Annotated in this window: 23 protein-coding genes; 16 read left to right on the top strand and 7 right to left on the bottom strand. The window is 72.8% G+C overall.

The window, feature by feature from the left end:
- Positions 1-21 precede the first annotated feature (21 nt).
- Positions 22-1500, top strand: coding sequence for a 3' terminal RNA ribose 2'-O-methyltransferase Hen1 (locus ACZ7MF_RS30510; RefSeq protein ID WP_471481498.1), 1479 nt, complete (start codon positions 22-24; stop codon positions 1498-1500).
- Positions 1497-4049, top strand: coding sequence for a polynucleotide kinase-phosphatase (locus tag ACZ7MF_RS30515; protein ID WP_471481499.1), 2553 nt, complete (start codon positions 1497-1499; stop codon positions 4047-4049). Before ACZ7MF_RS30510 ends, ACZ7MF_RS30515 begins: the two co-directional genes overlap by 4 nt.
- 36 nt (positions 4050-4085) lie before the next feature.
- Here ACZ7MF_RS30515 and ACZ7MF_RS30520 read toward each other — a convergent pair whose 3' ends face one another.
- The gene (locus ACZ7MF_RS30520; protein WP_471481500.1) at positions 4086-5381 is read right to left on the bottom strand and encodes a cation:proton antiporter; all 1296 of its coding nucleotides are present in this window, start codon (positions 5379-5381) and stop codon (positions 4086-4088) included.
- Between the two features lie 225 nt (positions 5382-5606).
- Here ACZ7MF_RS30520 and ACZ7MF_RS30525 point away from each other — a divergent pair, with 225 nt between their 5' ends.
- The 3 genes from ACZ7MF_RS30525 to ACZ7MF_RS30535 all read left to right on the top strand — a co-directional run bounded on the left by ACZ7MF_RS30525 (position 5607) and on the right by ACZ7MF_RS30535 (position 9481).
- On the top strand, positions 5607-6830 hold the full coding sequence (locus ACZ7MF_RS30525) for an arginine deiminase (RefSeq protein WP_471481501.1): 1224 nt from the start codon (positions 5607-5609) through the stop codon (positions 6828-6830).
- 76 nt (positions 6831-6906) lie between these two features.
- Positions 6907-7914: an ornithine carbamoyltransferase gene (gene argF / locus ACZ7MF_RS30530; protein ID WP_471481502.1), complete on the top strand. Its 1008-nt coding sequence runs from the start codon at positions 6907-6909 to the stop codon at positions 7912-7914.
- A gap of 127 nt (positions 7915-8041) precedes the next feature.
- Positions 8042-9481, top strand: coding sequence for an amino acid permease (locus ACZ7MF_RS30535; RefSeq protein WP_471481503.1), 1440 nt, complete (start codon positions 8042-8044; stop codon positions 9479-9481).
- Here ACZ7MF_RS30535 and ACZ7MF_RS30540 read toward each other — a convergent pair.
- Complete coding sequence (locus ACZ7MF_RS30540; protein WP_471481504.1) at positions 9441-9881, bottom strand: ATP-binding protein; 441 nt, start codon at positions 9879-9881, stop codon at positions 9441-9443. The genes ACZ7MF_RS30535 and ACZ7MF_RS30540 overlap by 41 nt on opposite strands.
- 176 nt (positions 9882-10057) lie before the next feature.
- On the opposite strand from ACZ7MF_RS30540, the gene ACZ7MF_RS30545 reads away from it, so the two are divergent.
- Both ACZ7MF_RS30545 and ACZ7MF_RS30550 read left to right on the top strand, forming a co-directional pair.
- On the top strand, positions 10058-10885 hold the full coding sequence (locus ACZ7MF_RS30545) for an enoyl-CoA hydratase family protein (RefSeq protein WP_471481505.1): 828 nt from the start codon (positions 10058-10060) through the stop codon (positions 10883-10885).
- Between the two features lie 5 nt (positions 10886-10890).
- A complete protein-coding gene (locus tag ACZ7MF_RS30550) occupies positions 10891-13296 on the top strand; it encodes a bifunctional salicylyl-CoA 5-hydroxylase/oxidoreductase (protein WP_471481506.1) in 2406 nt (801 codons plus the stop codon).
- Here ACZ7MF_RS30550 and ACZ7MF_RS30555 read toward each other — a convergent pair.
- The 3 genes from ACZ7MF_RS30555 to ambL all read right to left on the bottom strand — a co-directional run bounded on the left by ACZ7MF_RS30555 (position 13284) and on the right by ambL (position 16817).
- On the bottom strand, positions 13284-14162 hold the full coding sequence (locus tag ACZ7MF_RS30555; protein ID WP_471481507.1) for a sulfotransferase family protein: 879 nt from the start codon (positions 14160-14162) through the stop codon (positions 13284-13286). The two genes, ACZ7MF_RS30550 and ACZ7MF_RS30555, sit on opposite strands and share 13 nt — an antisense overlap.
- Before the next feature lie 83 nt (positions 14163-14245).
- Positions 14246-15109, bottom strand: a complete 864-nt coding sequence (locus ACZ7MF_RS30560; RefSeq protein ID WP_471481508.1) for a PaaX family transcriptional regulator — start codon at positions 15107-15109, stop codon at positions 14246-14248.
- 1 nt (position 15110) lies between these two features.
- Entirely contained in the window at positions 15111-16817 is a 1707-nt protein-coding gene (gene ambL, locus ACZ7MF_RS30565; RefSeq protein ID WP_471481855.1) for an aminobenozate:CoA ligase AmbL, read from the bottom strand.
- A gap of 76 nt (positions 16818-16893) precedes the next feature.
- Here ambL and ACZ7MF_RS30570 point away from each other — a divergent pair, with 76 nt between their 5' ends.
- The 3 genes from ACZ7MF_RS30570 to ACZ7MF_RS30580 are packed head-to-tail and all read left to right on the top strand — an operon-like array spanning position 16894 to position 19320.
- Positions 16894-18069 (top strand): acyl-CoA dehydrogenase family protein, encoded by a 1176-nt coding sequence (locus tag ACZ7MF_RS30570; protein WP_471481509.1) that lies wholly within the window; start codon positions 16894-16896, stop codon positions 18067-18069.
- The gene (locus ACZ7MF_RS30575; RefSeq protein ID WP_471481510.1) at positions 18066-18464 is read left to right on the top strand and encodes a RidA family protein; all 399 of its coding nucleotides are present in this window, start codon (positions 18066-18068) and stop codon (positions 18462-18464) included. Before ACZ7MF_RS30570 ends, ACZ7MF_RS30575 begins: the two co-directional genes overlap by 4 nt.
- Before the next feature lie 28 nt (positions 18465-18492).
- Positions 18493-19320: an alpha/beta fold hydrolase gene (locus ACZ7MF_RS30580; protein ID WP_471481511.1), complete on the top strand. Its 828-nt coding sequence runs from the start codon at positions 18493-18495 to the stop codon at positions 19318-19320.
- 16 nt (positions 19321-19336) lie between these two features.
- On the opposite strand, the gene ACZ7MF_RS30585 is transcribed toward ACZ7MF_RS30580, so the two are convergent.
- Positions 19337-19546: a DUF5999 family protein gene (locus tag ACZ7MF_RS30585; protein WP_356857210.1), complete on the bottom strand. Its 210-nt coding sequence runs from the start codon at positions 19544-19546 to the stop codon at positions 19337-19339.
- A gap of 240 nt (positions 19547-19786) precedes the next feature.
- Here ACZ7MF_RS30585 and ACZ7MF_RS30590 point away from each other — a divergent pair, with 240 nt between their 5' ends.
- Complete coding sequence (locus tag ACZ7MF_RS30590) at positions 19787-20230, top strand: DUF6299 family protein (RefSeq protein ID WP_471481512.1); 444 nt, start codon at positions 19787-19789, stop codon at positions 20228-20230.
- Between the two features lie 120 nt (positions 20231-20350).
- On the opposite strand, the gene ACZ7MF_RS30595 is transcribed toward ACZ7MF_RS30590, so the two are convergent.
- Positions 20351-21196 carry a DUF2637 domain-containing protein gene (locus ACZ7MF_RS30595; protein ID WP_471481513.1) on the bottom strand — a complete coding sequence of 282 codons (846 nt, stop codon included), beginning with the start codon at positions 21194-21196 and terminating at the stop codon, positions 20351-20353.
- 520 nt (positions 21197-21716) lie between these two features.
- On the opposite strand from ACZ7MF_RS30595, the gene ACZ7MF_RS30600 reads away from it, so the two are divergent.
- The 5 genes from ACZ7MF_RS30600 (at position 21717) to ACZ7MF_RS30620 (ending at position 25165) form a co-directional block, all read left to right on the top strand.
- Entirely contained in the window at positions 21717-22091 is a 375-nt protein-coding gene (locus tag ACZ7MF_RS30600) for a hypothetical protein (RefSeq protein ID WP_471481514.1), read from the top strand.
- 51 nt (positions 22092-22142) lie between these two features.
- Complete coding sequence (locus ACZ7MF_RS30605; RefSeq protein ID WP_471481515.1) at positions 22143-22637, top strand: hypothetical protein; 495 nt, start codon at positions 22143-22145, stop codon at positions 22635-22637.
- A gap of 68 nt (positions 22638-22705) precedes the next feature.
- On the top strand, positions 22706-23482 hold the full coding sequence (locus tag ACZ7MF_RS30610) for a DsbA family protein (RefSeq protein WP_471481516.1): 777 nt from the start codon (positions 22706-22708) through the stop codon (positions 23480-23482).
- The gene (locus tag ACZ7MF_RS30615) at positions 23479-24372 is read left to right on the top strand and encodes a cytochrome c biogenesis CcdA family protein (RefSeq protein WP_471481517.1); all 894 of its coding nucleotides are present in this window, start codon (positions 23479-23481) and stop codon (positions 24370-24372) included. Before ACZ7MF_RS30610 ends, ACZ7MF_RS30615 begins: the two co-directional genes overlap by 4 nt.
- A 160-nt stretch (positions 24373-24532) precedes the next feature.
- Positions 24533-25165 carry a hypothetical protein gene (locus ACZ7MF_RS30620; RefSeq protein WP_471481518.1) on the top strand — a complete coding sequence of 211 codons (633 nt, stop codon included), beginning with the start codon at positions 24533-24535 and terminating at the stop codon, positions 25163-25165.
- The last annotated feature ends 4 nt before the right edge of the window (positions 25166-25169 follow it).

Raw genomic sequence — 25169 nt, forward strand, 5'->3', positions numbered from 1 at the left:
TCGACCCGGCCGGAGAGGCCCATGTTCCTGACCCTCACCACCACAGGCACCCCCGAACACCCCGCGACCGACCTCGGTTTCCTGCTGCACAAGCATCCCGAGAAGGCGCAGGCGTTCTCCACCTCCTTCGGCACGGCCCACGTGCTCTACCCGGAGGCGGAGGAACAGCGCTGCACGGCGGCGCTGCTGCTGGAGGTCGACGCGGTGGCGCTGGTCAGGCGCGGCAAGGGCAAGGGCCGCGGCGGCGCCCCCGACGCGGCCCTCGCCCAGTACGTCAACGACCGCCCGTACGCGGCCTCGTCGCTCCTCGCCGTCGCGCTGAGCAACGTCTTCTCCAGCGCGATGCGCGGCGTGTGCAAGGCCCGCCCCGAGCGCGCCGCAGAGCCGCTGCCGCTGCGCGTCGAGATCCCGGCCCTGCCCGCCCGCGGTGGCCCCGACCTCGTACGCCGCCTGTTCGAGCCGCTCGGCTGGGCGGTCGACGTCGAGTCCGTCCCGCTGGACACCGAGTTCCCCGAGTGGGGCGACTCGCGCTACGTCCGCCTCGTGCTGGAGGCCGGGACCCTCACCCTCTCGAACGCCCTGCGCCACCTGTACGTCCTCCTCCCGGTGCTCGACGACGCCAAGCACTACTGGGTCGCCCCGGACGAGGTCGACAAGCTGATGCGGGCCGGCGGTGCCTGGCTGTACTACCACCCCGAAGTGAAGCTGATCACCAGCCGGTACCTCTCCCGCCGCTGGTCCCTGACCCGCGAGGCGATGGACCGGCTGGAGCTGATCCGGCTTGCCGAGACCGACGACAGCGAGGTCGAGGAGATCGACAACGCGGTCGAGGCGGAGGCCGAGCAGGAGCCGAAGCCGACCCCGCTCGCCGTGCACCGCCGCGAGGCGATCCTCACCGCGCTGCGCGCCCGCGCCGCCGCCCGCGTCCTCGACCTGGGCTGCGGCGAGGGGCACCTGGTGCGCGAGCTGCTCAAGGAGCCGCGGTTCACCGAGATCGTCGGCGTGGACGTGTCGGTGCGCGCCCTCACCATCGCCTCCCGGCGGCTCAAGCTGGACCGCATGGGCGAGCGGCAGGCGGCGCGCGTCCGGCTCTTCCAGGGCTCCCTCGCCTACACCGACAAGCGGCTCAAGGGCTACGACGCCGCCGTGCTCAGCGAGGTGATCGAGCACCTCGACCTGCCGAGGCTGCCCGCCCTGGAGTACGCCGTCTTCGGCTCCGCCCGCCCCCGCACCGTCGTCGTCACCACCCCCAACGTCGAGTACAACGTGCGCTGGGAGACCCTCCCGGCCGGTCACGTCCGCCACCGCGACCACCGTTTCGAGTGGACCCGCGAGGAGTTCCGCACCTGGGCCGTCGCGGTCGGCGAACGGCACGGCTACGACGTGGAGTTCCGCCCCGTCGGACCCGACGACCCCGAGGTGGGCCCGCCCACCCAGCTGGCCCTGTTCACCCTGACCGCTACCGCTACCGTCACCGGGAAGGAGGCGAAGGCCGCATGAGCACCACCGAAGACACCTCCGTACGGGCCCGCGCCCTGCCCGTCACCGACCTCTCCCTCGTCGTGCTGATCGGCGCCTCCGGCTCCGGCAAGTCCACCTTCGCGCGGCGCCACTTCCAGCCGACCGAGGTCATCTCCTCCGACTTCTGCCGGGGCCTGGTCGCCGACGACGAGAACGACCAGAGCGCCAGCCGCGACGCCTTCGACGTCCTGCACTACATCGCGGGCAAGCGGCTCGCCGCCGGCCGCCGCACCGTCGTCGACGCCACCAACGTGCAGCAGGACGCCCGGCGTCAGCTGATCGAGCTGGCCAGGAAGCACGACGTGCTGCCCATCGCCATCGTCCTCGACGTGCCCGAGCAGGTGTGCGCCGAGCGCAACGCCACCCGCACCGACCGCGCCGACATGCCCCGCCGGGTCATCCAGCGCCACACCCGCGAACTCCGCCGCTCCCTGCGCCACCTGGAGCGCGAGGGCTTCCGCAAGGTGCACGTGCTGCGCGGTACCGCGGAGGCCGAGCACGCCACCGTGGTCACCGAGAAGCGCTTCAACGACCTCGCCCACCTCACCGGCCCCTTCGACATCGTCGGCGACGTCCACGGCTGCGCCACCGAGCTGGAGGCCCTGCTCGGCAAGCTCGGCTACACCGACGGCGTCCACCCCGAGGGCCGCACCGCCGTCTTCGTCGGCGACCTCGTCGACCGCGGTCCGGACAGCCCCGGCGTGCTGCGCCGCGTGATGTCCATGGTCAAGTCGGGCCACGCCCTGTGCGTCCCCGGCAACCACGAGAACAAGTACGGCCGCTTCCTGAAGGGCCGCAAGGTCCAGCACACCCACGGACTCGCCGAGACGGTCGAGCAGATGGACGGCGAGAGCGAGGAGTTCCGTGCCGAGGTACGGGAGTTCATCGACGGCCTGGTCAGCCACTACGTCCTCGACGGCGGCAGGCTGGTGGTCTGCCACGCCGGTCTGCCCGAGAAGTACCACGGCCGCACCTCCGGCCGGGTCCGCAGCCACGCCCTGTACGGCGACACCACCGGCGAGACCGACGAGTTCGGCCTGCCCGTGCGCTATCCGTGGGCCGAGGACTACCGGGGCCGCGCGGCCGTCGTCTACGGCCACACCCCGGTGCCGGAGGCCACCTGGCTGAACAACACCATCTGCCTGGACACCGGCGCCGTCTTCGGCGGCAAGCTCACCGCGCTGCGCTGGCCGGAGCGGGAGATCGTCGACGTACCGGCCGAGCGGGTCTGGTACGAGCCGGCCAAGCCGCTGCGCACCGAGGCACCCGGCGGGCACGACGGCCGCCCGCTGGACCTGGCCGACGTCCAGGGCCGCCGCGTGGTGGAGACCCGGCACGCCGGGCGGATCACCGTGCGCGAGGAGAACGGCGCGGCCGCCCTGGAGGTCATGAGCCGCTTCGCCACCGACCCCCGCCTGCTGCCGTACCTCCCGCCGACCATGGCGCCGACCGCGACCTCGGGTGTGGACGGCTACCTGGAGCACCCCAAGGAGGCCTTCGCGCAGTACGCGGCGGACGGCGTCGAGCGGGTCGTGTGCAAGGAGAAGCACATGGGCTCGCGGGCGGTGGTCCTGGTCTGCCGCGACGCGGAGGCGGCCCGCACCCGCTTCGGTGTGGACGGCCCCACGGGCTCCCTCTACACCCGCACCGGCCGCCCCTTCCTCGACGACGCGTCGCTCACCGAGGAGATCCTCGACCGGCTGCGCACCGCGATCGGCGAGGCCGGCCTGTGGGACGAACTGGCCACCGACTGGCTGCTCCTCGACACCGAGCTGATGCCCTGGTCGCTCAAGGCCTCCGGGCTGCTGCGCTCCCAGTACGCCGCCGTGGGCGCCGCCTCGGGCGCGGTGTTCCCGGGCGTGCTGGCGGCACTCGAGGGCACCGCGGCGCGCGGCGTCGCGGTGAAGGACCTCCTCGACCGTCAGCGGGCCCGGTCCGCCGACGCGGCCGCCTTCACCGACGCCTACCGCCGCTACTGCTGGCCCACCGAGGGCCTGGACGGCGTTCGCCTGGCCCCGTTCCAGATCCTGGCCGTCCAGGGCCGCAGCCTGGCCGCGCTGCCGCACGACGAGCAGCTCGCCCTCCTCGACCGGATCGTCGAGCACGACGGCAGCGGCCTGCTCCAGACCACCCGGCGCCTGTACGTCGACACCGGCGACCCCGAGTCGGTGGCGGCGGGCGTCGACTGGTGGCTGGAGATGACCGGCCGCGGCGGCGAGGGCATGGTGGTCAAGCCGGTCGGCGCCCTCGTGAGGGACGAGAAGGGCCGCCTGGTGCAGCCCGGCATCAAGTGCCGCGGCCGCGAGTACCTGCGGATCATCTACGGCCCCGAGTACACCCGCCCCGACAACCTCGCCCGGCTCAGGCACCGGTTCCTGAACCACAAGCGGTCGCTGGCGATCCGCGAGTACGCCCTCGGCCTGGAGGCCCTGGACCGGCTCGCGGACGGGGAGCCGCTGTGGCGCGTGCACGAGGCGGTGTTCGGGGTGCTGGCCCTGGAGTCGGAGCCGGTGGACCCGCGGCTGTGATCCGGCCCCCGGCGGTGGGGCGTGCGCCGGCCGGAGTCACCCGGCGTACGGCTTCACCGCCGTGGACCGGGCCGACTCCGGCCGGCGCTCGCGCGTGGCGAAGCGCGCGTTCAGCAGCAGGAGGGGCTGGGTCAGGAGCGTCGTGGCCAGGGCCATGAAGACGAGGACCGTGTAGAGCGGGGCACTCAGCAGGCCCGCGTCCAGGCCCGCGTTGAGGGCGATCAGCTCGGTCAGCCCCCGGGTGTTGAGCAGGATGCCGACCGTCCACGCGTCGTGCCGGTCGAGGCCGCCCAGACCGGCCGCCGCCGCCCCGCTGCCGATCTTCGTCACGACCGCGAGCATCGTCACCACCGCCAGGGCGGCCCAGCCCGTGCCCGTCATGCTGTTCAGCGCCACGGACTGGCCCGACAGCACGAAGAAGAACGGCAGCAGCAGCGAGGCCACGGACAGCAGCGGCCGCAGCAGGTCGGGATCGAGCGTGCCGCCCTCCGCACGCGGGACGACCACGCCGGCGAGCAGCGCACCGAAGATCACATGCAGTCCCAGCGCGTGCGTGACCCACGCCGAGCCGAGCGCGAAGCCGATGAGCAGCGCCATCCGGAGCGAGGGCTCCAGCCGGGTCCGCCACAGCAGCAGGCGCAGCAGCGGACGGGCCGCGCACGCCATCAGGGCGACGTAGCCGACCGTGAGCAGCACCCGCCACGGCCAGTCCAGCCCCCCTCCGGCGCCGTCGGCACCCCCCGCGTTCAGCAGCGCGCCCGCCAGCACCGTCCAGCAGATCGCGTCCAGCACCCCGGCGGCCGAGACGGCCACCACCCCGGGGACCGTGCGGGACAGCCCGTTCTCGCGCACGATGGCCGTCAGTACCGGTACCGCCGTCGTCGCCAGGGCGACCCCCGCGAAGACCACCATGCCGGGGGAGAGGTCCCTGGGCATGCCCAGGTCGTGCAGGGCGTCCCCGAACAGCAGGGCGCAGCCGCTGCCCACGGCCATCGGCACGGCGAACGAGGCCAGCGCCACGTTTACCGAGCTGCGCGCCCGGACACCGAGCACCTTCAGGTCCAGCTCGTAGCCCACCGCGAACAGGAACACCACCAGCGAGAACTGCGCGAGCCCGGTCAGCGCCGGACCGATCGCCGCCGGGAACAGGGCCGCGTACGCGTCCGGGGCCGTGCTGCCGAGCAGCGAGGGGCCGAGGGCGATCCCCGTCGCCAACTGGCCCACGATGTACGGCTGCCCCAGGCGCCGGGCCAGCCACCCACCGCTGTGGGCGGCCACCAGGATCAGCGCCGAGGCACCCACGAAGTGGGTGATCAAGGCATCGGAACTCAAGGCATCGGAACTCAAGGCATCGGAACTCAACGTGCCAGAACTCAGCGTGTCGGAACTCAACGGGCCTCCCCCTGACGTGCGGCCGGGCGCTCCGGCCGTCGCCACGCTTTACGCGGCGGCGCCGCGGTGCCCCGCCGTCGCACAGGGGCACCCGGAGGGCGCACTGTGGTCACGGGCACGCGAAAGCAGGGGGTGAACGGGCGCCGGAGTGGTCAGGATGGAGACATGGGATTCCAAGTCGACTCCGAAGCCGGGCGGCTCACCCGCGTCATCCTGCACCGGCCGGATCTCGAGCTCAAAAGGCTCACCCCCAGCAACAAGGACGCCCTTCTCTTCGACGACGTGCTGTGGGTGCGCCGGGCGCGCGCCGAGCACGACGGGTTCGCCGACGTGCTCCGCGACCGCGGGGTGGCGGTGCACCTCTTCGGCGACCTGCTCACCGAGACCCTGGACGTCCCGGCCGCGCGGCGGCTCGTCCTGGACCGGGTCTTCGACGAGAAGGAGTACGGAGTACTGGCCACGGACCACCTCCGGGCCGCCTTCGAGACCCTGCCCGCCCACGAGCTGGCCGAGTGGCTGGTCGGCGGCATGACCAAGCGGGAGTTCCTGGACGCGCACCCGGAGCCGACCTCCGTGCGCTTCCACGCCATGGAGCTGGACGACTTCCTGCTCGGCCCGCTGCCCAACCACCTCTTCACCCGGGACACCTCGGCCTGGATCTACGACGGGGTCTCCATCAACGCCATGCGCTGGCCCGCCCGGCAGCGCGAGACGGTCCACTTCGAGGCGATCTACCGCCACCACCCGCTGTTCCGCGACGAGACCTTCCACCTGTGGTCCGAGGGGCAGGCCGACTACCCCTCCACCATCGAGGGCGGCGACGTCCTCGTCATGGGCAACGGCGCCGTGCTCATCGGCATGAGCGAGCGCACCACGCCCCAGGCCGTCGAGATGCTCGCCCACAAGCTGTTCGCCGCCGGGTCCGCCCGGACCATCGTGGCCCTGGACATGCCGAAGCGGCGCGCCTTCATGCACCTGGACACGGTGATGACGATGGTCGACGGCGACACCTTCACCCAGTACGCCGGGCTCGGCATGCTCCGCTCCTACACCATCGAGCCGGGCGCCGGGGAGAAGGACCTGAAGGTCACCGACCACCCGCCGGAGCACATGCACCGCGCGATGGCCGCCGCCCTCGGCCTCGGCGAGATCCGGGTCCTCACCGCCACCCAGGACGTGCACGCGGCCGAGCGCGAGCAGTGGGACGACGGCTGCAACGTCCTGGCCGTCGAGCCGGGCGTCGTCGTCGCCTACGAACGCAACGCCACCACCAACACCCACCTGCGCAAACAGGGCATCGAGGTGATCGAGATCCCCGGCAGCGAGCTGGGCCGGGGCAGGGGCGGGCCGCGCTGCATGAGCTGCCCGGTGGAGCGAGGGTCCGTATAAGCCCCTGTATAGAAATTCAGAAGTTCGTATAGACTTCCAGGAGTCAGTCCCCGACCTGCACCTCTGGAGCGCCCCCATGGCGACAGTCCCGACCGCCCTCGCCGGCCGCCACTTCCTCAAGGAGCTGGATTTCACCGAGGAGGAGTTCCGCGGCCTGATCGAGCTGGCCGCGGAACTGAAGGCCGCGAAGCGGGCCGGGACGGAGACGCGGTACCTCCAGGGCAGGAACATCGCGCTGATCTTCGAGAAGACCTCGACGCGCACCCGCTGCGCGTTCGAGGTCGCCGCCGCCGATCAGGGCGCGTCCACGACCTACCTCGACCCGGCCGGGTCGCAGATCGGCCACAAGGAGTCCGTGAAGGACACCGCCCGCGTCCTCGGGCGCATGTTCGACGGTATCGAGTACCGCGGCGACAGCCAGACCAAGGTCGAGGAGCTGGCGGCCTTCGCGGGCGTCCCCGTCTACAACGGCCTGACCGACGACTGGCACCCCACCCAGATGCTCGCCGACGTGCTCACCATGACCGAGCACAGCGACCGCCCGCTGCGGGAGACCGGCTTCGCCTACCTCGGCGACGCCCGCTTCAACATGGGCAACTCCTACCTGGTCACCGGCGCCCTGCTCGGCATGGACGTGCGCATCGTCGCCCCGAAGGCCTACTGGCCCGCCCAGGGGGTCGTCGACCGGGCGCACCGGCTCGCCGGGGCCAGCGGGGCGCGCATCACCCTCACCGAGGACGTGGCCGAGGGCGTGCGCGGTGCCGGGTTCGTCGTCACCGACGTCTGGGTCTCCATGGGCGAGCCCAAGGAGGTCTGGGCGGAGCGGATCAAGGCCCTCGCGCCCTACGCCGTGACCATGGACGTGCTGCGCGCCACCGGCAACCCGGACGTCAAGTTCCTGCACTGCCTGCCCGCCTTCCACGACCTGGGCACCAAGGTGGGCCAGGAGATCTTCGAGACCTACGGGCTCGACTCCCTGGAGGTCACGGACGAGGTCTTCGAGTCGGAGCACTCGGTCGTCTTCGACGAGGCGGAGAACCGGCTGCACACCATCAAGGCCGTACTCGTCGCCACCCTCGCCTGACGCTTCCACGCGGCCTGCCCCCACCAGGCCCTATGCTGACCGGCGGCTCCGGAGCCACCCCTTCCGGTGCCGTCGGCCGCGACCACCGTCGCGCCCCCCGCACCACCAGAAACGAGCACCACCCGCAATGCCCGCTTCCCGCGTCAAGTCCCCCCACTTCCTCGTCGCCGAATCCGGCGCGGACCGCGAAGGCCACGGCCTGAAGCGCACGATGGGGCTGTTCCAGCTCGTCTGCTTCGGCGTCGGCGCGATCGTCGGCACCGGCATCTTCGTCGGCCTGTCCGACTCCGTCGCCGAGGCCGGCCCTGCCGTCGTCGTCTCCTTCATCCTCGCTGCGATCACCTGCGTGTTCACCGCGTTCGCCTTCGCCGAGCTGGGCGGCGCGATCCCGGTCTCCGGCTCCTCGTACTCCTTCGCCTACGCCGGGCTCGGCGAGCGGACCGCCTTCCTCGTCGGCTGGTGCCTGCTCCTGGAGTACGGCGTCTCCGTCTCGGCGGTCGCGGTCGGCTGGAGCCAGTACGTCAACGAACTGCTCGACAGCGTCCTCGGGCTCCGGCTGCCGCAGGTGCTCTCCGCGGGCCCCGGCGAAGGCGGCGCCGTCAACCTGCCCGCGGTGATCGTCATCGCCCTGGCCTGCGTGCTGCTGGTGCGCGGCGTGCGGGAGAGCGCCCGCGCCACGGCCGCCATGGCCGTCCTCAAGCTGGCCGTGCTGCTCGCCTTCTGCGCCGTCGGCTTCTACGCCTTCCAGGACGGCAACCTCACCCCCTTCTCCCCGGCCGGCCTCGGCGGTATCGGCGCCGGCACCACCGCCGCCTTCTTCTCCTACATCGGCTTCGACGCGATCACCACGGCCGGCGAGGAGGCCAAGAACCCGCGCCGGGACATCCCCGTCGCGATCCTGGTCTGCATCGGCCTGGTCACCCTGCTGTACTGCGCGGTCGCCGTCGCCGCGATCGGCGCCGTCGGCGGCGACCAGGTCGGCGACCGGCCCGCCGCGCTCTCCTACGTCGTCGACCGGGTCACCGGCTCCGCGGTCGGCGGCGGCGTGGTCGCCTTCGGCGCGGTCGTCGCCATCGCCTCCGTGGTGCTCGCCGTGATGTACGGCCAGACCCGCATCCTGATGTCGATGTCCCGGGACGGACTGATCCCCCGGGTCTTCGAGAAGGTCTCCCCGCGCACCGCGACCCCCGTCGCCGGCACCCTGATCGTCGGCGTGGTCTTCGCCCTCCCGGCGGCCTTCGCCCCGCTCGACGCGGTGGTCAACCTGTGCACCATCGGCACCCTCGCCACCATGGCCGCCGTCAACGTCTCGGTGATCACCCTGCGCCGCCGCGAACCGGGCCTCGCCCGCACCTTCCGCGTGCCGCTCTACCCGGCGACGCCGCTGCTAGGGATCGGCTTCTGTCTGTACCTGATGTACGAGACGGGCGGTGCCACCTGGCTCCAGTTCGCGGTGTTCCTCGCGGTGGGACTGCTGGTCTACACGGCCTACGGGCGCCGGCACTCCCGCCTGGCCAGGACCGCCGTCAGTGCGGACGACGCGGAGCGGGTACCGCAGGAAGCCTGAACCAGACCGCCTTGCCCGACCGGGTGGGCCGGTGACCGCAGGACGAGCTGAGGGCGCGGATCAGGAGCAGACCGCGCCCGTCCTCGCGCCACGGGTCGGGCGGCTCCACGTCCGGCCGGGTGAGGTCGGCCGGCGGCGACGGGTCGGGGTCGTGGACCTCCACCTGGCAGCCGGTCGGCATCAGCTCCACCACCAGCTCGATCGAGGTCGGGCCGACCGGGGTGTGCTCCACCGCGTTGGCGACCAGCTCCGCCGTGAGCAGCTCCGCGGTGTCCCCGTCGGCCGTGTGCTCCAGCTCGGCCAGGGCGTTGCGCACCAGGGCACGCGCCACCGGCACCGCCGCGGCGGAGTGCGGCAGTGCGATGCGCCAGGAGGCGGGTGCGGGGAAGTGATCGTGCACGGCAGGTCCGTTTCGTGGAGCAGGGGAGTCCTGTCCTGCTTTCAACCTTATGAATGGTACGGCGCCGCCCGGCAGAGCCGTTCGACGGGCACCTTCCGGGACCTTCGGCCCTCGACACGGGCCGCATATCGCGCACCCGTGACGACAGTCACAGAAGGGTGATAACTTCGAGTGTCATGAGTCCCTTCACCGGCTCCGCCGCCCCCACCCCCGACTGGCGGCACCTGCGCGTCGAGGTGGCCGACGGCGTCGCGACGGTCACCCTCGCCCGCCCGGACAAGCTCAACGCCCTCACCTTCGAGGCCTACGCCGACCTGCGCGACCTGCTCGCCGAGCTGTCCCGTCAGCGGTCGGTGCGGGCGCTGGTGCTGGCCGGAGCGGGGCGCGGCTTCTGCTCCGGCGGCGACGTGGACGAGATCATCGGCGCCACCCTGTCCATGGACACCGCCCGGCTGCTCGACTTCAACCGGATGACCGGCCAGGTGGTGCGGGCGGTACGGGAGTGCCCGTTCCCGGTGATCGCCGCGCTGCACGGGGTCGCCGCGGGGGCGGGCGCGGTCCTCGCCCTGGCCGCCGACTTCCGCGTCGCCGACCCGTCCGCCCGCTTCGCCTTCCTCTTCACCCGCGTCGGCCTCTCCGGCGGCGACATGGGCGCCGCCTACCTGCTGCCCCGCGTCGTCGGCCTCGGCCACGCCACCCGGCTGCTGATGCTCGGCGACCCGGTCCGCGCACCCGAGGCCGAGCGGATCGGCCTGATCAGCGAGCTGACCGAAGAGGGCCGCGCCGACGAGGCCGCCCACACCCTGGCCCGGCGCCTCGCCGACGGCCCGGCCCTGGCCCACGCCCAGACCAAGGCCCTGCTCACCGCCGAGCTGGACATGCCGCTGGCGGCAGCGGTCGAACTCGACGCGTCGACCCAGGCCCTTTTGATGACCGGCGAGGACTACGCCGAGTTCCACGCCGCCTTCACGGAGAAGCGCCCCCCGAAGTGGCAAGGGAGGTAGGGGAGATGTTGTCAACGCGGGGAAGCACAGCCGACCTAGGGGCGCGGGGCGGTGTGGATCAGCGGCTCCGCCGCGGGGCGCGAGCAACCACAACGAACCCGCAGCCGCCCGCGAAGACAGGCCACCCCCTACGCGCCGCGATCGTCGGTGGCGGCCCCGGCGGCCTCTACACCGCCGCCCTCCTCAAACGCCTCGCCCCCGACCGCCAGGTCACCGTCTACGAACGAGGCGCCCCCGACGACACCTTCGGCTTCGGCGTAGTCCTCTCCGACGAAACCCTCGGCGGCATCGAACACGCCGACCCGACCGTCTACGAGGCCCTCAAGGCCCACTTCGTCCGCTGGGACGACATCGACATCGTCCACCGAGGCACCCGCCACACCTCCGGAGGACACCGCTTCGCCGCCCTGGGACGCCGCCGCCTCCTGGAGATCCTGCACGAGCGCTGCCGCGACCTCGGCGTGGAGCTCCGCTTCCGCACCGAGGCACCGCCCCCGGACCGCCTCGCGCGCACCCACGACCTCGTCGTCGCCGCCGACGGCGTGCACAGCGCCACCCGTGCGGCGTACCGAGAGGTCTTCCGGCCGCAGCTCACCCCCCACCGCTGCCGCTACATCTGGCTCGCCGCCGACTTCGCCTTCGACGCCTTCCGCTTCGAGATCGCCGAGACCGAGCACGGCGTCATGCAACTGCACGGCTACCCCTATGCACCCGACGCCTCCACCGTCATCGTCGAGATGCGCGAGGAGGTCTGGCGGGCGGCCGGCTTCGACGAACTGGACGAGACCGAGTCCACCGCCCGCTGCGCCAAGATCTTCGCCGACGCGCTCGGCGGCCGCCCCCTGCGTTCCAACAAGTCGGCCTGGACCACCTTCCGCACGGTCGTCAACGCACGCTGGTCGCACGGCAACGTCGTCCTGCTCGGCGACGCCGCCCACACCGCCCACTTCTCCATCGGCTCCGGCACCAAGCTCGCCGTCGAGGACGCCCTCGCGCTCGCCGCCTGCCTGGAGGAGCGGCCCACCCTCCAGGAGGCGCTGACCGCGTACGAGGAGGAGCGGCGCCCCGTTGTCGCCTCCACGCAGCGGGCGGCCAAGGCCAGCCTGGAGTGGTTCGAGGACCTGGACCGCTATCTCGGCCAGCCGCCGCGCCAGTTCGCCTTCAACCTGCTCACCCGCAGCCGCCGGGTCACCCACGAGAACCTGCGGCTGCGTGACGCCGACTTCACCGGCGAGGTGGAGCGCGAGTTCGGCTGCCCGCCGGACACGCCCCCGATGTTCACCCCGTTCCGGCTGCGCGGCCTGACCCTGCGCAACCGCGTCGTCGTCTCCCCGATGGACATGTACTCGGCCACCGACGGCATCCCCGGCGACTTCCACCTGGTCCACCTCGGCGCCCGGGCCCTCGGCGGTGCCGCCCTGGTGATGACCGAGATGGTGTGCGTCAGCGCCGAGGGCCGCATCACCCCCGGCTGCGCGGGCCTCTACACCGGCCGGCAGGGCGAGGCATGGCGGCGGATCACCGACTTCGTGCACGACGGCGCGCCCGGCACCGCGATCGGCGTACAGCTGGGCCACAGCGGCCGCAAGGGCTCGACCCGGCTGATGTGGGAGGGCATGGACGAACCACTGCCCGATGGCAACTGGCCCCTCGTGGCCCCCTCCCCGCTGCCGTACCGGCCCGGCAGCCAGACTCCGCGAGAGCTGTCCCGGGCGCAACTGACGGACGTGCGGGAGCAGTTCAGGTCCGCCGCCGAACGGGCCGCCGGGGCCGGATTCGACCTGCTCGAACTGCACTGCGCCCACGGCTACCTGCTCTCCGGCTTCCTCTCCCCGCTCACCAACCACCGCACCGACGCCTACGGCGGCTCACTGGAGAACCGGCTGCGCTTCCCCCTGGAGGTCTTCGACGCCGTACGCGCGGTGTGGCCGGACGAGCGGCCCATGACCGTACGGATCTCCGCCACCGACTGGGCCGAGGGCGGCACCAGCGACGAGGAGGCGGTGGAGATCGCCCGGGCCTTCGCCGCGCACGGCGCCGACGCCCTCGACGTGTCCACGGGCCAGGTCGTCGCCGGTGAACGGCCCGAGTTCGGACGGTCGTACCAGACGCCGTACGCGGACCGCATCCGCCACGAGGCGGGCGTCCCGGTGATCGCCGTCGGCGCCATCTCCTCCTGGGACGACGTCAACTCGCTGATCCTGGCCGGGCGCACCGACCTGTGCGCCCTCGCCCGGCCCCACCTCTACGACCCGCACTGGACGCTGCACGCCGCCGCCGAGCAGGGCTACGACGGACCGGGTGCCCGCTGGCCCGCGCCGTACCGGGCGGGCAGCCGCCCGCCGCGCACCGGACGCACCGACGCCCCCAAGCCGCGGCTCACGCTGCACGGCCCGCGTCAGGACGGGTAACCCCAGGCCGCGCACATCGGGCGCAGCCGTTCGGGGATCTCGTCCCGACCGGGCAGCGCGCGTCCCGGCTGCACGGTGCCGGTGCGGATGTTCTCCCGCCAGTCGCCCAGGCCCCTGACCAGCTCCGCACCGCTCTTCTCGCCGTAGTTGAGCATGGCCGGCGCGTAGTCGACGTCGAGGTACGCGCACAGGCGGCGCATCTCGCGCTCGGGGTCGCCGGTGATGTCCTCGTAGCGCACGGTGAAGCCTTCGGCGTCCGCCGACCGGGCCTCCTCCACGGCCGTCATGTAGCGCAGCACGTCCGTGACGGCCGTGTCGTGCGGCCGTTTGACGGGGTCGCTCTCGTGCCAGGAGCGGGCGATCGACTCGGGGTGACGCAGCAGGAAGACGAAGCGAGCGTCGGGCCAGCAGTCCTTGAGGCGCTGGTACATGTAGGCGTTGGCCGGTGTCTTCTCGACCACGAAGTCCTTGCCGGACTTGGTGAGTTCACGGTGCAGGACGCGGTCCCACAACAGGTGCTCCAGGTCGCCGCGGCGCAGGCCGAGTTCGCCCATCGCGCGCTCGGAGTGCCAGTTGGTGCAGGCGACCTCCAGCTTGCCGACGTGCAGTTCGTGCGGGGCGTGCAGCCGCGGGTGGGCACCCATCATCATGCGCAGCAGAGTGGAGCCGGAACGGATGGACGAGATGATGAAGACGGGCCGTCGCAGCAACCGGTCGGTGGGCAGTTCCCCGGCCGACGGACATCGGTACGGGGCCGCCCGGCCCTGCCTCTCCTTCGGACTCCCGTTCGCCGCCCGGGGTGCTCTCCGTACCTGGAGGCCGGTGGTGGCGGTGAGGGCCCGGTTCAAGTTGCGTGCGAGACTCATGCGTCCGCACGCTAGGGGACAAACCTGAGAAGAGGGTCTGAGGAGGCTGAGGGTTCGCTGATCCCCTCAGAATGTGACGCGACTCACAGTGCGTGGGGTGCTCGCTGCTCGGGAGGTGACGTCGGCCCCATGGCCGCGTAGTGCGCGCCCGCGTCGCGCAGCCGCTCGTGCAGTGCCCGGAAGACGGCCGCCGAGCGCGTGCCGGGCCAGTCCTCGGGCAGCAGACGGGCGGGCAGCCCGGGGTCCGCGTAGGGCAGGTGGCGCCAGGAGTCCAGAGCGAGGAGGTAGTCGCGGTAGGCCTCCTCGGGCGGCGTCTCCGCCCGGCGCTCCCAGTCGTGCAGGACGCGCGCGTGGCGGTCGAGGAAGGCCTCGTGCTCCTTGGCGATCGCGGCCAGGTCCCACCAGCGGGCCACCGCCTCGGCGGTCGCCGTGAAGCCCAGGTGCTCACCGCGGAAGAAGTCCACGTAGGAGTCCAGGCCGAGGCGGCCCAGGGCGTGCCGGGTCTCCGCGTACAGCCGGGCCGGGGCGATCCACACGCCGGGCGCCGCGGTGCCGAAGCCGAGACCGGCCAGGCGTGACCGCAGGACGTGCCGCTTCTGCCGCTCCGACTCGGGCACGGAGAACACAGCGAGCACCCAGCCCTCGTCCCCGTGGGGCGCGGTGGCGTAGACGCGCCGGTCCCCGTCGTCGAGCAACTGACGGGCCTCGGCGGAGAGTTCGTACCCCGCCGCACCCTCGGCCGTACGGGCGGGCAGCAACAGCCCGCGCCGTTTCAGCCGGGACACCGACGAACGCACGGAGGGCGCGTCCACCCCGACCGCGGCCAGCAGCCGGATCAGCTCGGCGACGGGCACCGGGCCCGGCGCGCAGCGGCCGTACGCGCCGTAGAGCGTGACGATGAGGGACCTCGGAGCGGGCTGTACGTGCTGGTCGGACACATTGATCATCTTATGTCGTCGGCGTCACGCCCGGCCCGGTCGGGTCGAGGAGGCGGTAGCGCTGAAGCTTGCCGGTCGCCGTGCGCGGCAGCGCGTCCAGGAAGAGGATCTCGCGCGGGCACTTGTACGGCGCCAGCTCCGAGCGCAGGAACGCGCGCAGCGCGTCCGCGTCCCGCGCGGCCCCTTCCCGCAGCACCGCGTGCGCCACCACGACCTGCCCCCGGTGGTGGTCGGGACGGCCCACCACCGCCGCCTCCACCACGTCCGGGTGGCGCAGCAACGCGTCCTCCACCTCGGGCCCGGCGATGTTGTACCCGGCGGAGATGATCATGTCGTCGGCGCGTGCCACGTACCGGAAGTACCCGTCGGGCTCGCGGACGTAGGTGTCCCCGGTGACGTTCCAGCCGCCGCGCACGTACTCCCGCTGGCGCGGATCGGCGAGGTACCGGCAGCCCACCGGACCGCGCACCGCCAGCAGTCCGGGCTCCCCGTCGGGCACGGGCGCGCCGTGCGCGTCCTGCACGCGCGCCTGCCAGCCCGGCACCGGAACGCCCGTCGTGCCGGGCCTGATGTCGTCGTCCGCCGCGGACACGAAGATGTGCAGCAGCTCGGTGGCGCCGATGCCGTTGATGATCCGCAGTCCGGTGCGCTCGTGCCAGGCCCGCCAGGTGGCCGCGGGCAGGTTCTCGCCCGCCGAGACGCAGCGCCTGAGGCTGCTCACGTCGTACCCGTCCAGCTCGTCGAGCATTGCGCGGTACGCCGTCGGCGCGGTGAACAGCACCGACACCCGGTGCTCGGCGACCGCCGGCAACAGCTGCCTGGGGCCGGCCTGTTCGAGCAGCAGGGCGCTCGCCCCGGCCCGCATCGGGAAGACGACGAGCCCGCCGAGCCCGAAGGTGAAGCCGAGCGGCGGGCTGCCCGCGAAGACGTCGTCGGAGCGCGGCTTGAGCACCTGCGCGGAGAAGGTGTCCGCGATCGCCAGCACATCGCGGTGGAAGTGCATGCACCCCTTGGGCCGCCCGGTGGTGCCGGAGGTGAACGCGATCAGCGCCACGTCGTCGGCGGCGGTGTCGACGGCCCGGTAGGGCGCCGAGGGCACCGCGTCCGACGTCGTACGGCTGTGCAGGTCGTCCGGCGCGTCCCCGCCGTACGCCGTGATCCGCAGGCCGGCGATCTCCGCCTTGGCGAGGTCGTCGACGGCCCGGACGTCGCACAGCGCGTGCCGCACCCGGGCGATCTCGCAGATCGCGCGCAGCTCGTGCGGGCGCTGCTGGGCCAGCACGGTGACCGCCACCGCGCCCGCCTTCAGCACCGCCAGCCAGCACGCGGCCAGCCACGGGCCGGTGGGGCCGCGCAGCAGCACCCGGTTGCCCGGGACGACACCGAGGTCGCCGGTGAGCACGTGGGCGATCCGGTCGACGCGGTCCCGCAGCCCCCCGTAGGTCCAGGTGTCCCCGGACGCGGTGCGGAAGACCGGGCGGTCGTCGGGCGGCCCGGTGAGCAGCTCGGCGGCGCAGTTCAGCCGCTCCGGGTAGCGCAGCTCCGGCAGGTCGAAGAGCAGCTCCGGCCACTGCTCGGGGGGCGGCAGGTGGTCGCGCGCGAAGGTGTCGACGTGGGCGGAGCGGTGCGGGTCCGCGCGGCGAGGATCGGCCATGGCGGTTCGCCCCCTTTGTCGTGGTGGGCTCGCGCAACGAGTGTATCGTGTTGGTGACGACAGTCAACGGGGCGCGATAACCTCGATCGTGACCCGGTGGCCCGTCCGGCGGGCAGGGGAGCAGGGGAAGGGACCGGCGATGACCGCATTCTCGCTCGAACCGGCACAACTCACCTGGTGCGACGAGCTGCGCGCCCTCGCCGCCGAACGGCTGCGTCCGCTCGCGGAGAAGGGCGAGCCGGGCCGCGTCAACCGTCCCCTGGTCGCCGAGCTGGGCTCCCTCGGCCTGCTGCCCCGCCTGTTCACCTCGGGCGCGCTCGACCTGTGCCTGATGCGCGAGTCCCTCGCCCACGCCTGCACGGAGGCCGAGACCGCCCTCGCCCTCCAGGGCCTCGGCGCCCACCCCGTGCACGCGCACGGCACCGAGTCCCAGCGCGCCCGCTGGCTCCCCCGGGTGAGCGAGGGCACCGCGGTCGCCGCCTTCGCCCTCAGCGAGCCCGACGCGGGCTCCGACGCGGCGGCACTGTCGCTGCGGGCGGAACCGGAGACCGGGCCCGGCGCGGGAGCCTCCGCCTGGCGGCTCACCGGGGACAAGTGCTGGATCTCCAACGCCCCCGAGGCCGACTTCTACACGGTGTTCGCCCGCACCACCCCCGGCGCCGGGGCCCGCGGCGTGACCGCCTTCCTGGTGCCCGCCGACCGCCCCGGCCTCACCGGCACCCCGCTCGACATGCTCTCGCCGCACCCCCTCGGCGCCCTCGCCTTCGACGGCGTGCCCGTCACCGCGGACGACGTGCTCGGCGAACCCGACCGCGGTTTCCGTGTAGCCATGGACACCCTCAACCTGTTCCGCCCCAGCGTCGGCGCCTTCGCCGTCGGGATGGCGCAGGCCGCCCTGGACGCGACCCTCGCCCACACCACCGCCCGCGAGGCCTTCGGCGGCAGGCTGCGCGACCTCCAGACCGTCGCCCACCAGGTCGCCGAGATGGCGCTGCGCACCGAGGCGGCCCGCCTGATGGTGTACGCGGCGGCCACGGCGTACGACGCGGGCGCGCCGGACGTCCCGAAGCGCGCCGCGATGGCGAAACTCCTCGCCACCGAGACCGCCCAGTACGTCGTCGACCACGCCGTCCAGCTGCACGGCGCCCGCGCCCTGCGCCGCGGCCACCTCCTCGAACACCTCTACCGCGAGGTGCGTGCCCCGCGCGTCTACGAGGGCGCCAGCGAGGTCCAGCGCGGCATCGTCGCCAAGGAGCTGTACCGGACGCACCAGCCGTCCCCGACCGACGCCACGAGCAAGGAGGCCGGAGCATGACCGCCGAACGGGTGAACCCACCCCAACTGTCCCCGCCCACCGGCTTCTCCCACGCCGTCGTCGCCACCGGCGGCCGCGTCGTGTTCCTGGCCGGCCAGACCGCCCTCGACACCGACGGCAAGGTCACCGGCGACACCCTCCCCGCCCAGTTCGAGCAGGCCCTCACCAACCTCCTCACCGCCCTGCGCGCCGCCGGGGGCACCCCCGCCGACCTCGCCCGCGTCACCGTCTACGCCACCGACGTCGCCGCCTACCGCACCCACGCCGCGGACCTCGGCCGCACCTGGCGCGCACTGGCGGGCCGCGACTACCCGGCGATGGCGGTCGTGGAGGTCGTACGGCTCTGGGACGAACGGGCGTTGGTGGAACTGGACGGGTTCGCGGTACTGCCCTAGCCCGCCGGACAGGCCCTAGCATTCCGGCATGCCGCACATCGAACTGAGCGCGGGAACCATCGAGTACGAGGACACCGGCGGCGACGGCCCGGTCGTCGTCCTCCTCCACGGCCTCGTCCACGACGCGACCGTCTGGCGCAAGGTCCTCGCCGACCTGCGCACCGACCACCGGGTGATCGCGCCGACCCTGCCCTACGGCGCCCACCGCCGCCCGATGCGCCGACCACCCACACCCGACCTGGTCAACGAGCTGATCGCCGAGTTCCTCGACCGCCTCGACCTCACCGACGTCACCCTCGTCGAGAACGACTGCGGGCGCGCCCAGACGGTGGCCGCCCGGCACCCGGAGCGGCTCGCACGGCTGGCGCTCGTCGCGTGCGAGGCGTTCGACAACTACCCGCCGGGCCTGCCCGGGAAGCTGATCGGCATCGCCTGCCGGGCCCCCGGCGGCGTCTCCCTGCTGGTGCGCACCCTCGGCCTCAGACCGCTGCGGCGCCTCCCGGTCGGTATCGGCGCCCTCACCAAGCGGCCCGTGCCCGACGAGGTCGTCGACGGCTGGCTGCGCCCGCTGCGCACCGACCCGGCGATCCGGCGCGACTTCCGGCACTACGGCACGCACGTGCGCCGCGACGAACTGCTCGAAGCCGCCCAGGGCCTGCGGAGGTTCGACCGGCCCGCACTCGTCGTCTGGGCGACCGAGGACCTGATGATGCCCCGCGCCCACGGCCGACGCCTGGCCGAACTCCTCCCGCGGGGACGGCTGGTGGAGGTCGAGGACACCCGGACGCTGATCCCCGAGGACCAGCCGGAGCTGCTCGCCACCCTGCTGCGGGAGTTCGTCGCCGAGAAGGACTGAGTCCTGCCGGACGGATTCAGGCGGCCATCACCAGACGCCCGGCGGGCACCCGGCACGGGGCGACCACACGGCCGTCGGGGAGCAGCTCGCCGGTGTCGTCGAAGACGACCGTGCCGTCGCACAGCAGGTTCCACCCCTGCTCCGGATGGGCGGCCACGACGTGCGCGGTGACGACGCGCGCCTCGGGCGAGTCGGAAGCGGGGCAGGAAGGCCGGTGGACACACATGGCGCACCTCCACGTCGGAAGACCGTCCCGTCCTCGGGACCGTCGCGTATACAGACGGTGCGCCCGCCGGGAAGTCATCGCCAAGACCCGGGCGGCAAGCGTGACAACACCCGGACAAGCCGGCGACGGTTCCACGACGGCCGGCCCGGACTCGCCACCGAAGGGGTGACGGTCACTGCCGCCGGCCCCTCCGCCCGGTACCAGTGGAACCCCTCATTCCGACCGACCGGGAGGTTCCCCATGCCCGTACGCCCCGCCGCCCTCGCCACGGCCGCCGGCGCCGCCCTGCTCCTGCTCGCCGCCCCCGCCGCCACGGCCGCACCCCACGACGCCCGCCTCGTCGCGGAGTCGGTGACCGTCGACCCGACCGGCCGCATCGCCGCCGACGGCAGCGTCACCCTCTCCGGCACCTACCGCTGCGCCGGCGGCAGCGGCCCGGTCTTCGTCAGCTCCACCGTGAGCCAGAGCGACCCGTCCGCCCGCTACGGCGTCGGCGGCACCCGCGCGGTCTGCGACGGCCTGGAGCACCGCTGGGTCAACACCGGCACGCCCGACACCGTCGTCCTCCAGCCCGGCGCGGCCCACGTCGAGGCCACCCTGATGGAGCTGCGCCCCATGGGCATCGTGCCGCTCCCGAGCTTCCACGCCCGGCAGGGACAGGACGTGACCCTCGTGGCGGGCTGACCCGCGCGGTCCCCTTCCGTACCGGTCCGGGCGCGATCCGCAACGCATTCCGCATTTCCTTTTCTTCACATTCTCCGGAGGAGACGGCAGAGCGCGACGACCACCTTGTTCCGCTCCGGATCAGGTTCGTTTTCCGGGCCCCGCGCCGGGCCGCGGCGAACGCACGGCATTCTGCCGCTGCTGCGGAAGGGACACCGGATCGGCGGCCGCCCTGCCCGACGGATCGTCACCCGCAGTGACCGCGGCGCGTTGCCGGTGGCGTGGCACCGCCCGCCGGGGCGGACGGGTGAGCGTGATCTGGCGGACGACCTGCTGGAAGCAGACCAGCGAGGCCAGTCCGGGCAGGGCGGCCGCCGCGCCGTCGCTGATCGTCCTGGGGGCCTCCGCGATGCAGAGCAGCATCGCGATGGCCGAGAACAGCAGGACCACGGCCCAGGAGTGCACCGCGCGGCGCTGGTGCAGCGCGGCCCGCAGCACCGCCAGCGAGGCCACCAGCCAGGGCCCGTACACCAGCAGCGGCCACCAGGACACGACGCTGCCGCGGGTGCGGGTCACGGCGGCCAGCCGCAACGGTTCGTAGGCCACCATGCCGCCGAACAGGCTCACGGAGGCGGCGATGACCGCGGCGAGCGCGGCGACGAACAGGCTCGCGGCGCGCAGCCGGCTCACCTTTCTCCCTCTGCGGACCCTGCGGTGACTCGTCGGGGACTCCCTCAACGGGGGCAGCTCCGCCGTGATCTCCTGCAGATTGCTCAGCGGTGTGCCCGGGGCGGGTGCGAGCGCCGAGGTGTCCGTCGCGGAGGGTGCTCCGGTCTGCTGCTCCATCGCGTCCTGGAGCAGGAACGCGAGTTCCTCGGCCGGGTCCCAACCGGGTTCGGGCGGGACCAGGGTCTCCTGGGAGGCCGCCTCGGGTGCGCGGTGCCGACCGGTGCCCGTGGTGCGGAACGGCCCTTCGCCGTACGGCATGCGGGGGTGAGTGTGGTCTCCGTAGTGTTCTTCGTACACGAGGTGCCGGTCACTCCGCCCGGGTGTACGTCAAGGAGCCCTGCGCCCGGCCCCACCGCTCGGCGAGGCCGGTCTCCAACTCGGTCATGACGTCCAGGAACCGCTGCAGCACGGGCTCGGTCACCCGGAGAGGGACGGGGTGCCCGCCTCTGGTCAGAGTTCCGTCGCTCGGTGACGGACAGTGATTTCTGCCGGGCCTGTAGGTGTACTGGCCAAGCGCCGTGAATTCCCCGCGTTCCTCGGTCATATCCGAAGTAACGTCTGCCTACTCCGTCGGATGCGCGGCAGTCGAGTGAACGATTTCTGCGATACTTACCCAATCTCGAATTCACACCGGTTCGGTCGCCGTCCTGTACGAAAAGCGTCACAGGTCGCGCGAACGGGGGAAGAAGCGCAGCCCGACGGAGCGTCCGGGCCCGGTACGGGGCCTGGCGGCGCGTGACCTAGGGTGGCCGTGACCACGGACAGCGCAGGAGCGGCCATGAAGCGAGCGGCACCCGGGCGGGCGCACGCCCACCTCAGCGGTGTGCTGGCCCTGCTCGTGGCAGTGGTGGGGCTGCTGTGCCTCTTCGGGCACGCGGAAAGCGGAGGGCGCGGCACGCCCGCGGCGACCGCGGAGCGGGTACACACCGCCGCCGCGGCCGAAGCTTCCGACGGCGCCGCCGCACCGTGCGGCAAGAAGGCGGTCGGCGACTCCAGTGTCCAGCGGGCCGAGAACCCGCCGCCGTCCGCCGCCTCCCCGCGCGCGACGTCGCCGCACACCGATCCCGCGCCCCTCGTGCCACAGCACTTCGGCGTGTTCGCCGGCGGCCCTGATCCGCCCCCACCGACCCTCCACTCCGTTCTGCGGATGTAGACCGGCCCGTTCGGCCGCGTCCCTGCATCCTCGGAAACGGAGTTCTTCGGCATGTCCTCTTCCCCGCGCTCTTGGCGGCGGGCGGGTACGGCACTGCGTGATTGGCGGTCCCGGCAGTGGATCGTGGCGGGCGCGGCTGCGCCGGCCACGGCGGTCCTGGTCGGCGTGCCCACCGACGTGGTGCCCAATCCCCTCTTCGGCCGGTCGGTCCCCGTGCAGTGGTGGAACTACCCGGCGCTGGCCGTCACGGCGGTACTGGCCGGCATCGTCCTGACCACCTACGTGCGCCGGCCGTCGTCCTCCCCAAAGCCGCACGCCGCCGACGGCGGCCGGCTCGGGGCGATCGGCGGGGTGCTCTCCTTCTTCGCCGTCGGCTGCCCGGTCTGCAACAAACTCGTCCTCGTGCTCCTCGGAGCCTCCGGCGCCCTGAGCTACTGGGCTCCGCTGCAACCGCTGCTGGCCGTGCTGTCGGCGGGCCTGCTCGCGGAAGCCGCGCTGCGCCGCCTCTCCGCCGAGACCGAGTGCCCGGTCACGCCCTCCGCCTGACCCGCGGCCCGGTTGCGCACCCCTCACTCTTCCTCTTCCTTTCCCTCCTCACCCGTCTGAGGTACCCCATGACTGGATCCACCCCTTCCTCCTCCCCGTCCTCGTCCCCGTCCCGCCGCAGCCGCGGGCGGACCGTCGCTGCCGTGGCGGTGCTCGCCGCCGCCGCGGTGACCGCCGCCTTCGCCCTCACGCTCGACGACTCGGACCACCGCGAGGAGAAGGCCGGCGAACCCGCGGCCGTCACCGGCTCCGCCGCCCCCGCGCCCGCCGACCAGGGCCTGCTCGCCCTCGCCCGCCGCGACGCGTCCGACCCCTTGGCGGTCGGACGCGCGGACGCTCCGGTGGTGCTGATCGAGTACTCCGACTTCCAGTGCCCGTTCTGCGGCCGGTTCGCCCGCGAGACCAAACCCGAACTGCTGCGCTCGTACGTGGACAAGGGGACCCTGCGCATCGAGTGGCGGAACTTCCCCATCTTCGGCGAGGAGTCCGAACAGGCGGCGCTGGCCGGCTGGGCGGCCGGGCGGCAGAACAAGTTCTGGGAGTTCCACGACGTCGCCTACGGCAAGCCGCGCGAACGCAACACCGGCGCCTTCGACGCCGAGAACCTCATCGCCATGGCCCGCGAGGCGGGAATCGCCGACATCGAGCGTTTCCAGGCCGACATGGCCTCCGACGAGGCCCGCGGCGCCGTGCGCGAGGACCAGGAAGAGGGCTACACCCTGGGCGTGACCAGCACCCCGGCGTTCCTGGTCAACGGCAGGCCGATCCTGGGCGCCCAGCCCACCGAAACCTTCGAGGAAGCCGTCGAGACCGCGGCGAAGACGGCGAAGGCGGCCGGGCGATGAGCGAAGCCGGCCTGGCGATGGCCTTCCTCGGCGGCCTGCTGGCCCTGCTCAGCCCGTGCAGCGCACTGCTGCTGCCGGCCTTCTTCGCCTACTCCTTCACCAGCCGCACCCGGCTGATGGCACGCACCGGCCTGTTCTACGCCGGACTGTGCACGACGCTGGTACCGCTCGGCGTGGCCGGTTCGTTCGCCAGCCGCCTCTTCTACGGACACCGGGACGTCCTGGTGACGGCGGGCGGGTGGACGGTCATCGCCCTGGGCGTGGCCCAGATCGCCGGGCTGGGCTTCGGCTCCCGCCGGATGGCGCGGGCCGCGGGCGGACGCCGTTCGGGCTCGGCCCTGTCGGTGTTCGCCCTCGGCGCGGTGTACGGGCTGGCGGGATTCTGCGCGGGACCGATCCTCGGCTCCATCCTGACCGTGGCGGCCGTGGACGGCGACCCGCTGCACGGCGGGGTGCTGCTCGCCGTCTACGCGCTGGGAATGGCGGTCCCGATGTTCGTACTGGCGCTGCTCTGGGACCGGTTCGACCTGGGCCGCAGGCGCTGGCTGCGGGGCCGGACCTTCCGGGCGGGCCCGTTGACCCTGCACAGCACCACCCTCATCGGAGGTCTGTTCTTCATCGCGCTCGGGGTGGCGTTCCTGGCCTTCGACGGCACCTCCGCGCTGCCGTCGGTGCTGGACACCGACACGGAGTTCGCCCTGGAGGAACGACTGTCCGACATCGGCGCGGCGGTGTCCGACCGGGTGGTCCTCCTGGTCCTGGCCGGGGTGGCGGCGCTGACCGCCCTGCTGGTGCTGCTCCGGCCGGGCGGGCGGCGGGAAGCACAGGCACCGCCGAATTCCGGGCCGGGGGAGGGTGATTCAGGCGTGCACTCACGCATGAGGACGTAGTCCACTACTGTGTGTTGCCGCTGGACGGGAATCGTGATCCTTCCAGCCGTGGCCGGTCTCACCTCGAAGCAGAGGGAACGACATGTCTCCCAGTTCATCGCCGTGGTTACGTCGACAGCTGTCCCGGCGCGGCTCGGCCGCGGCTCGGACTGCCCTGCTGATGTCGGCTCTGGCGGCGGTGTTCGTCGCCGGATGCACCGACGAGGGCGGGACGCCCCGGAGCGGAGCGGCTGAGGGCAGGCCGACCGCGTCGGCTCCCTCGGACGCCTCGTTTCCGCCGAACCCGCCGGCCGCCGCCGGATGCGCCGGGAAGACGCTCGACCACCGGGACATCCGGCATCCGGAGCTGGGGCCGGTCCGGGTGTTCCTGGTCCAGCGCCCCGCGTCCGACCCGCCGGCCGGATGCGTCGCGGCCGTCACCGGAAGCGGGCGCGCGCTGGCCCCTGTCGAGGTGGACGCCAACTGGAGCATGGAAGACCCGCTGCGATTCGCCGCTCCGGCAACCGACTCGACCAAGAACCTCTTCGTGATCTACAACCCGGGGCGCTACGACGGGGTCCTGGTGCTCGTACCCACCGCGGACGGATTCGCCGACATCGGCTGGCGGAGCCCGGACGAGTACTACAGCGGCGGCAGATTCGCCTTCTACTACGCGAGGCCGGTCGGCCCCGGAAAGAACGGCGAATACACGATCGTCCAGTCCATCAAGGGGTGCGATCCCTCCTGTGCCGAAGGTGCCACCGCCAAGGTGACCTTGCGGTGGGACGGTCACGACTACCTGCCGACCGGTTGATGCG

The organism is Streptomyces sp. NPDC111628, from assembly GCF_055635195.1.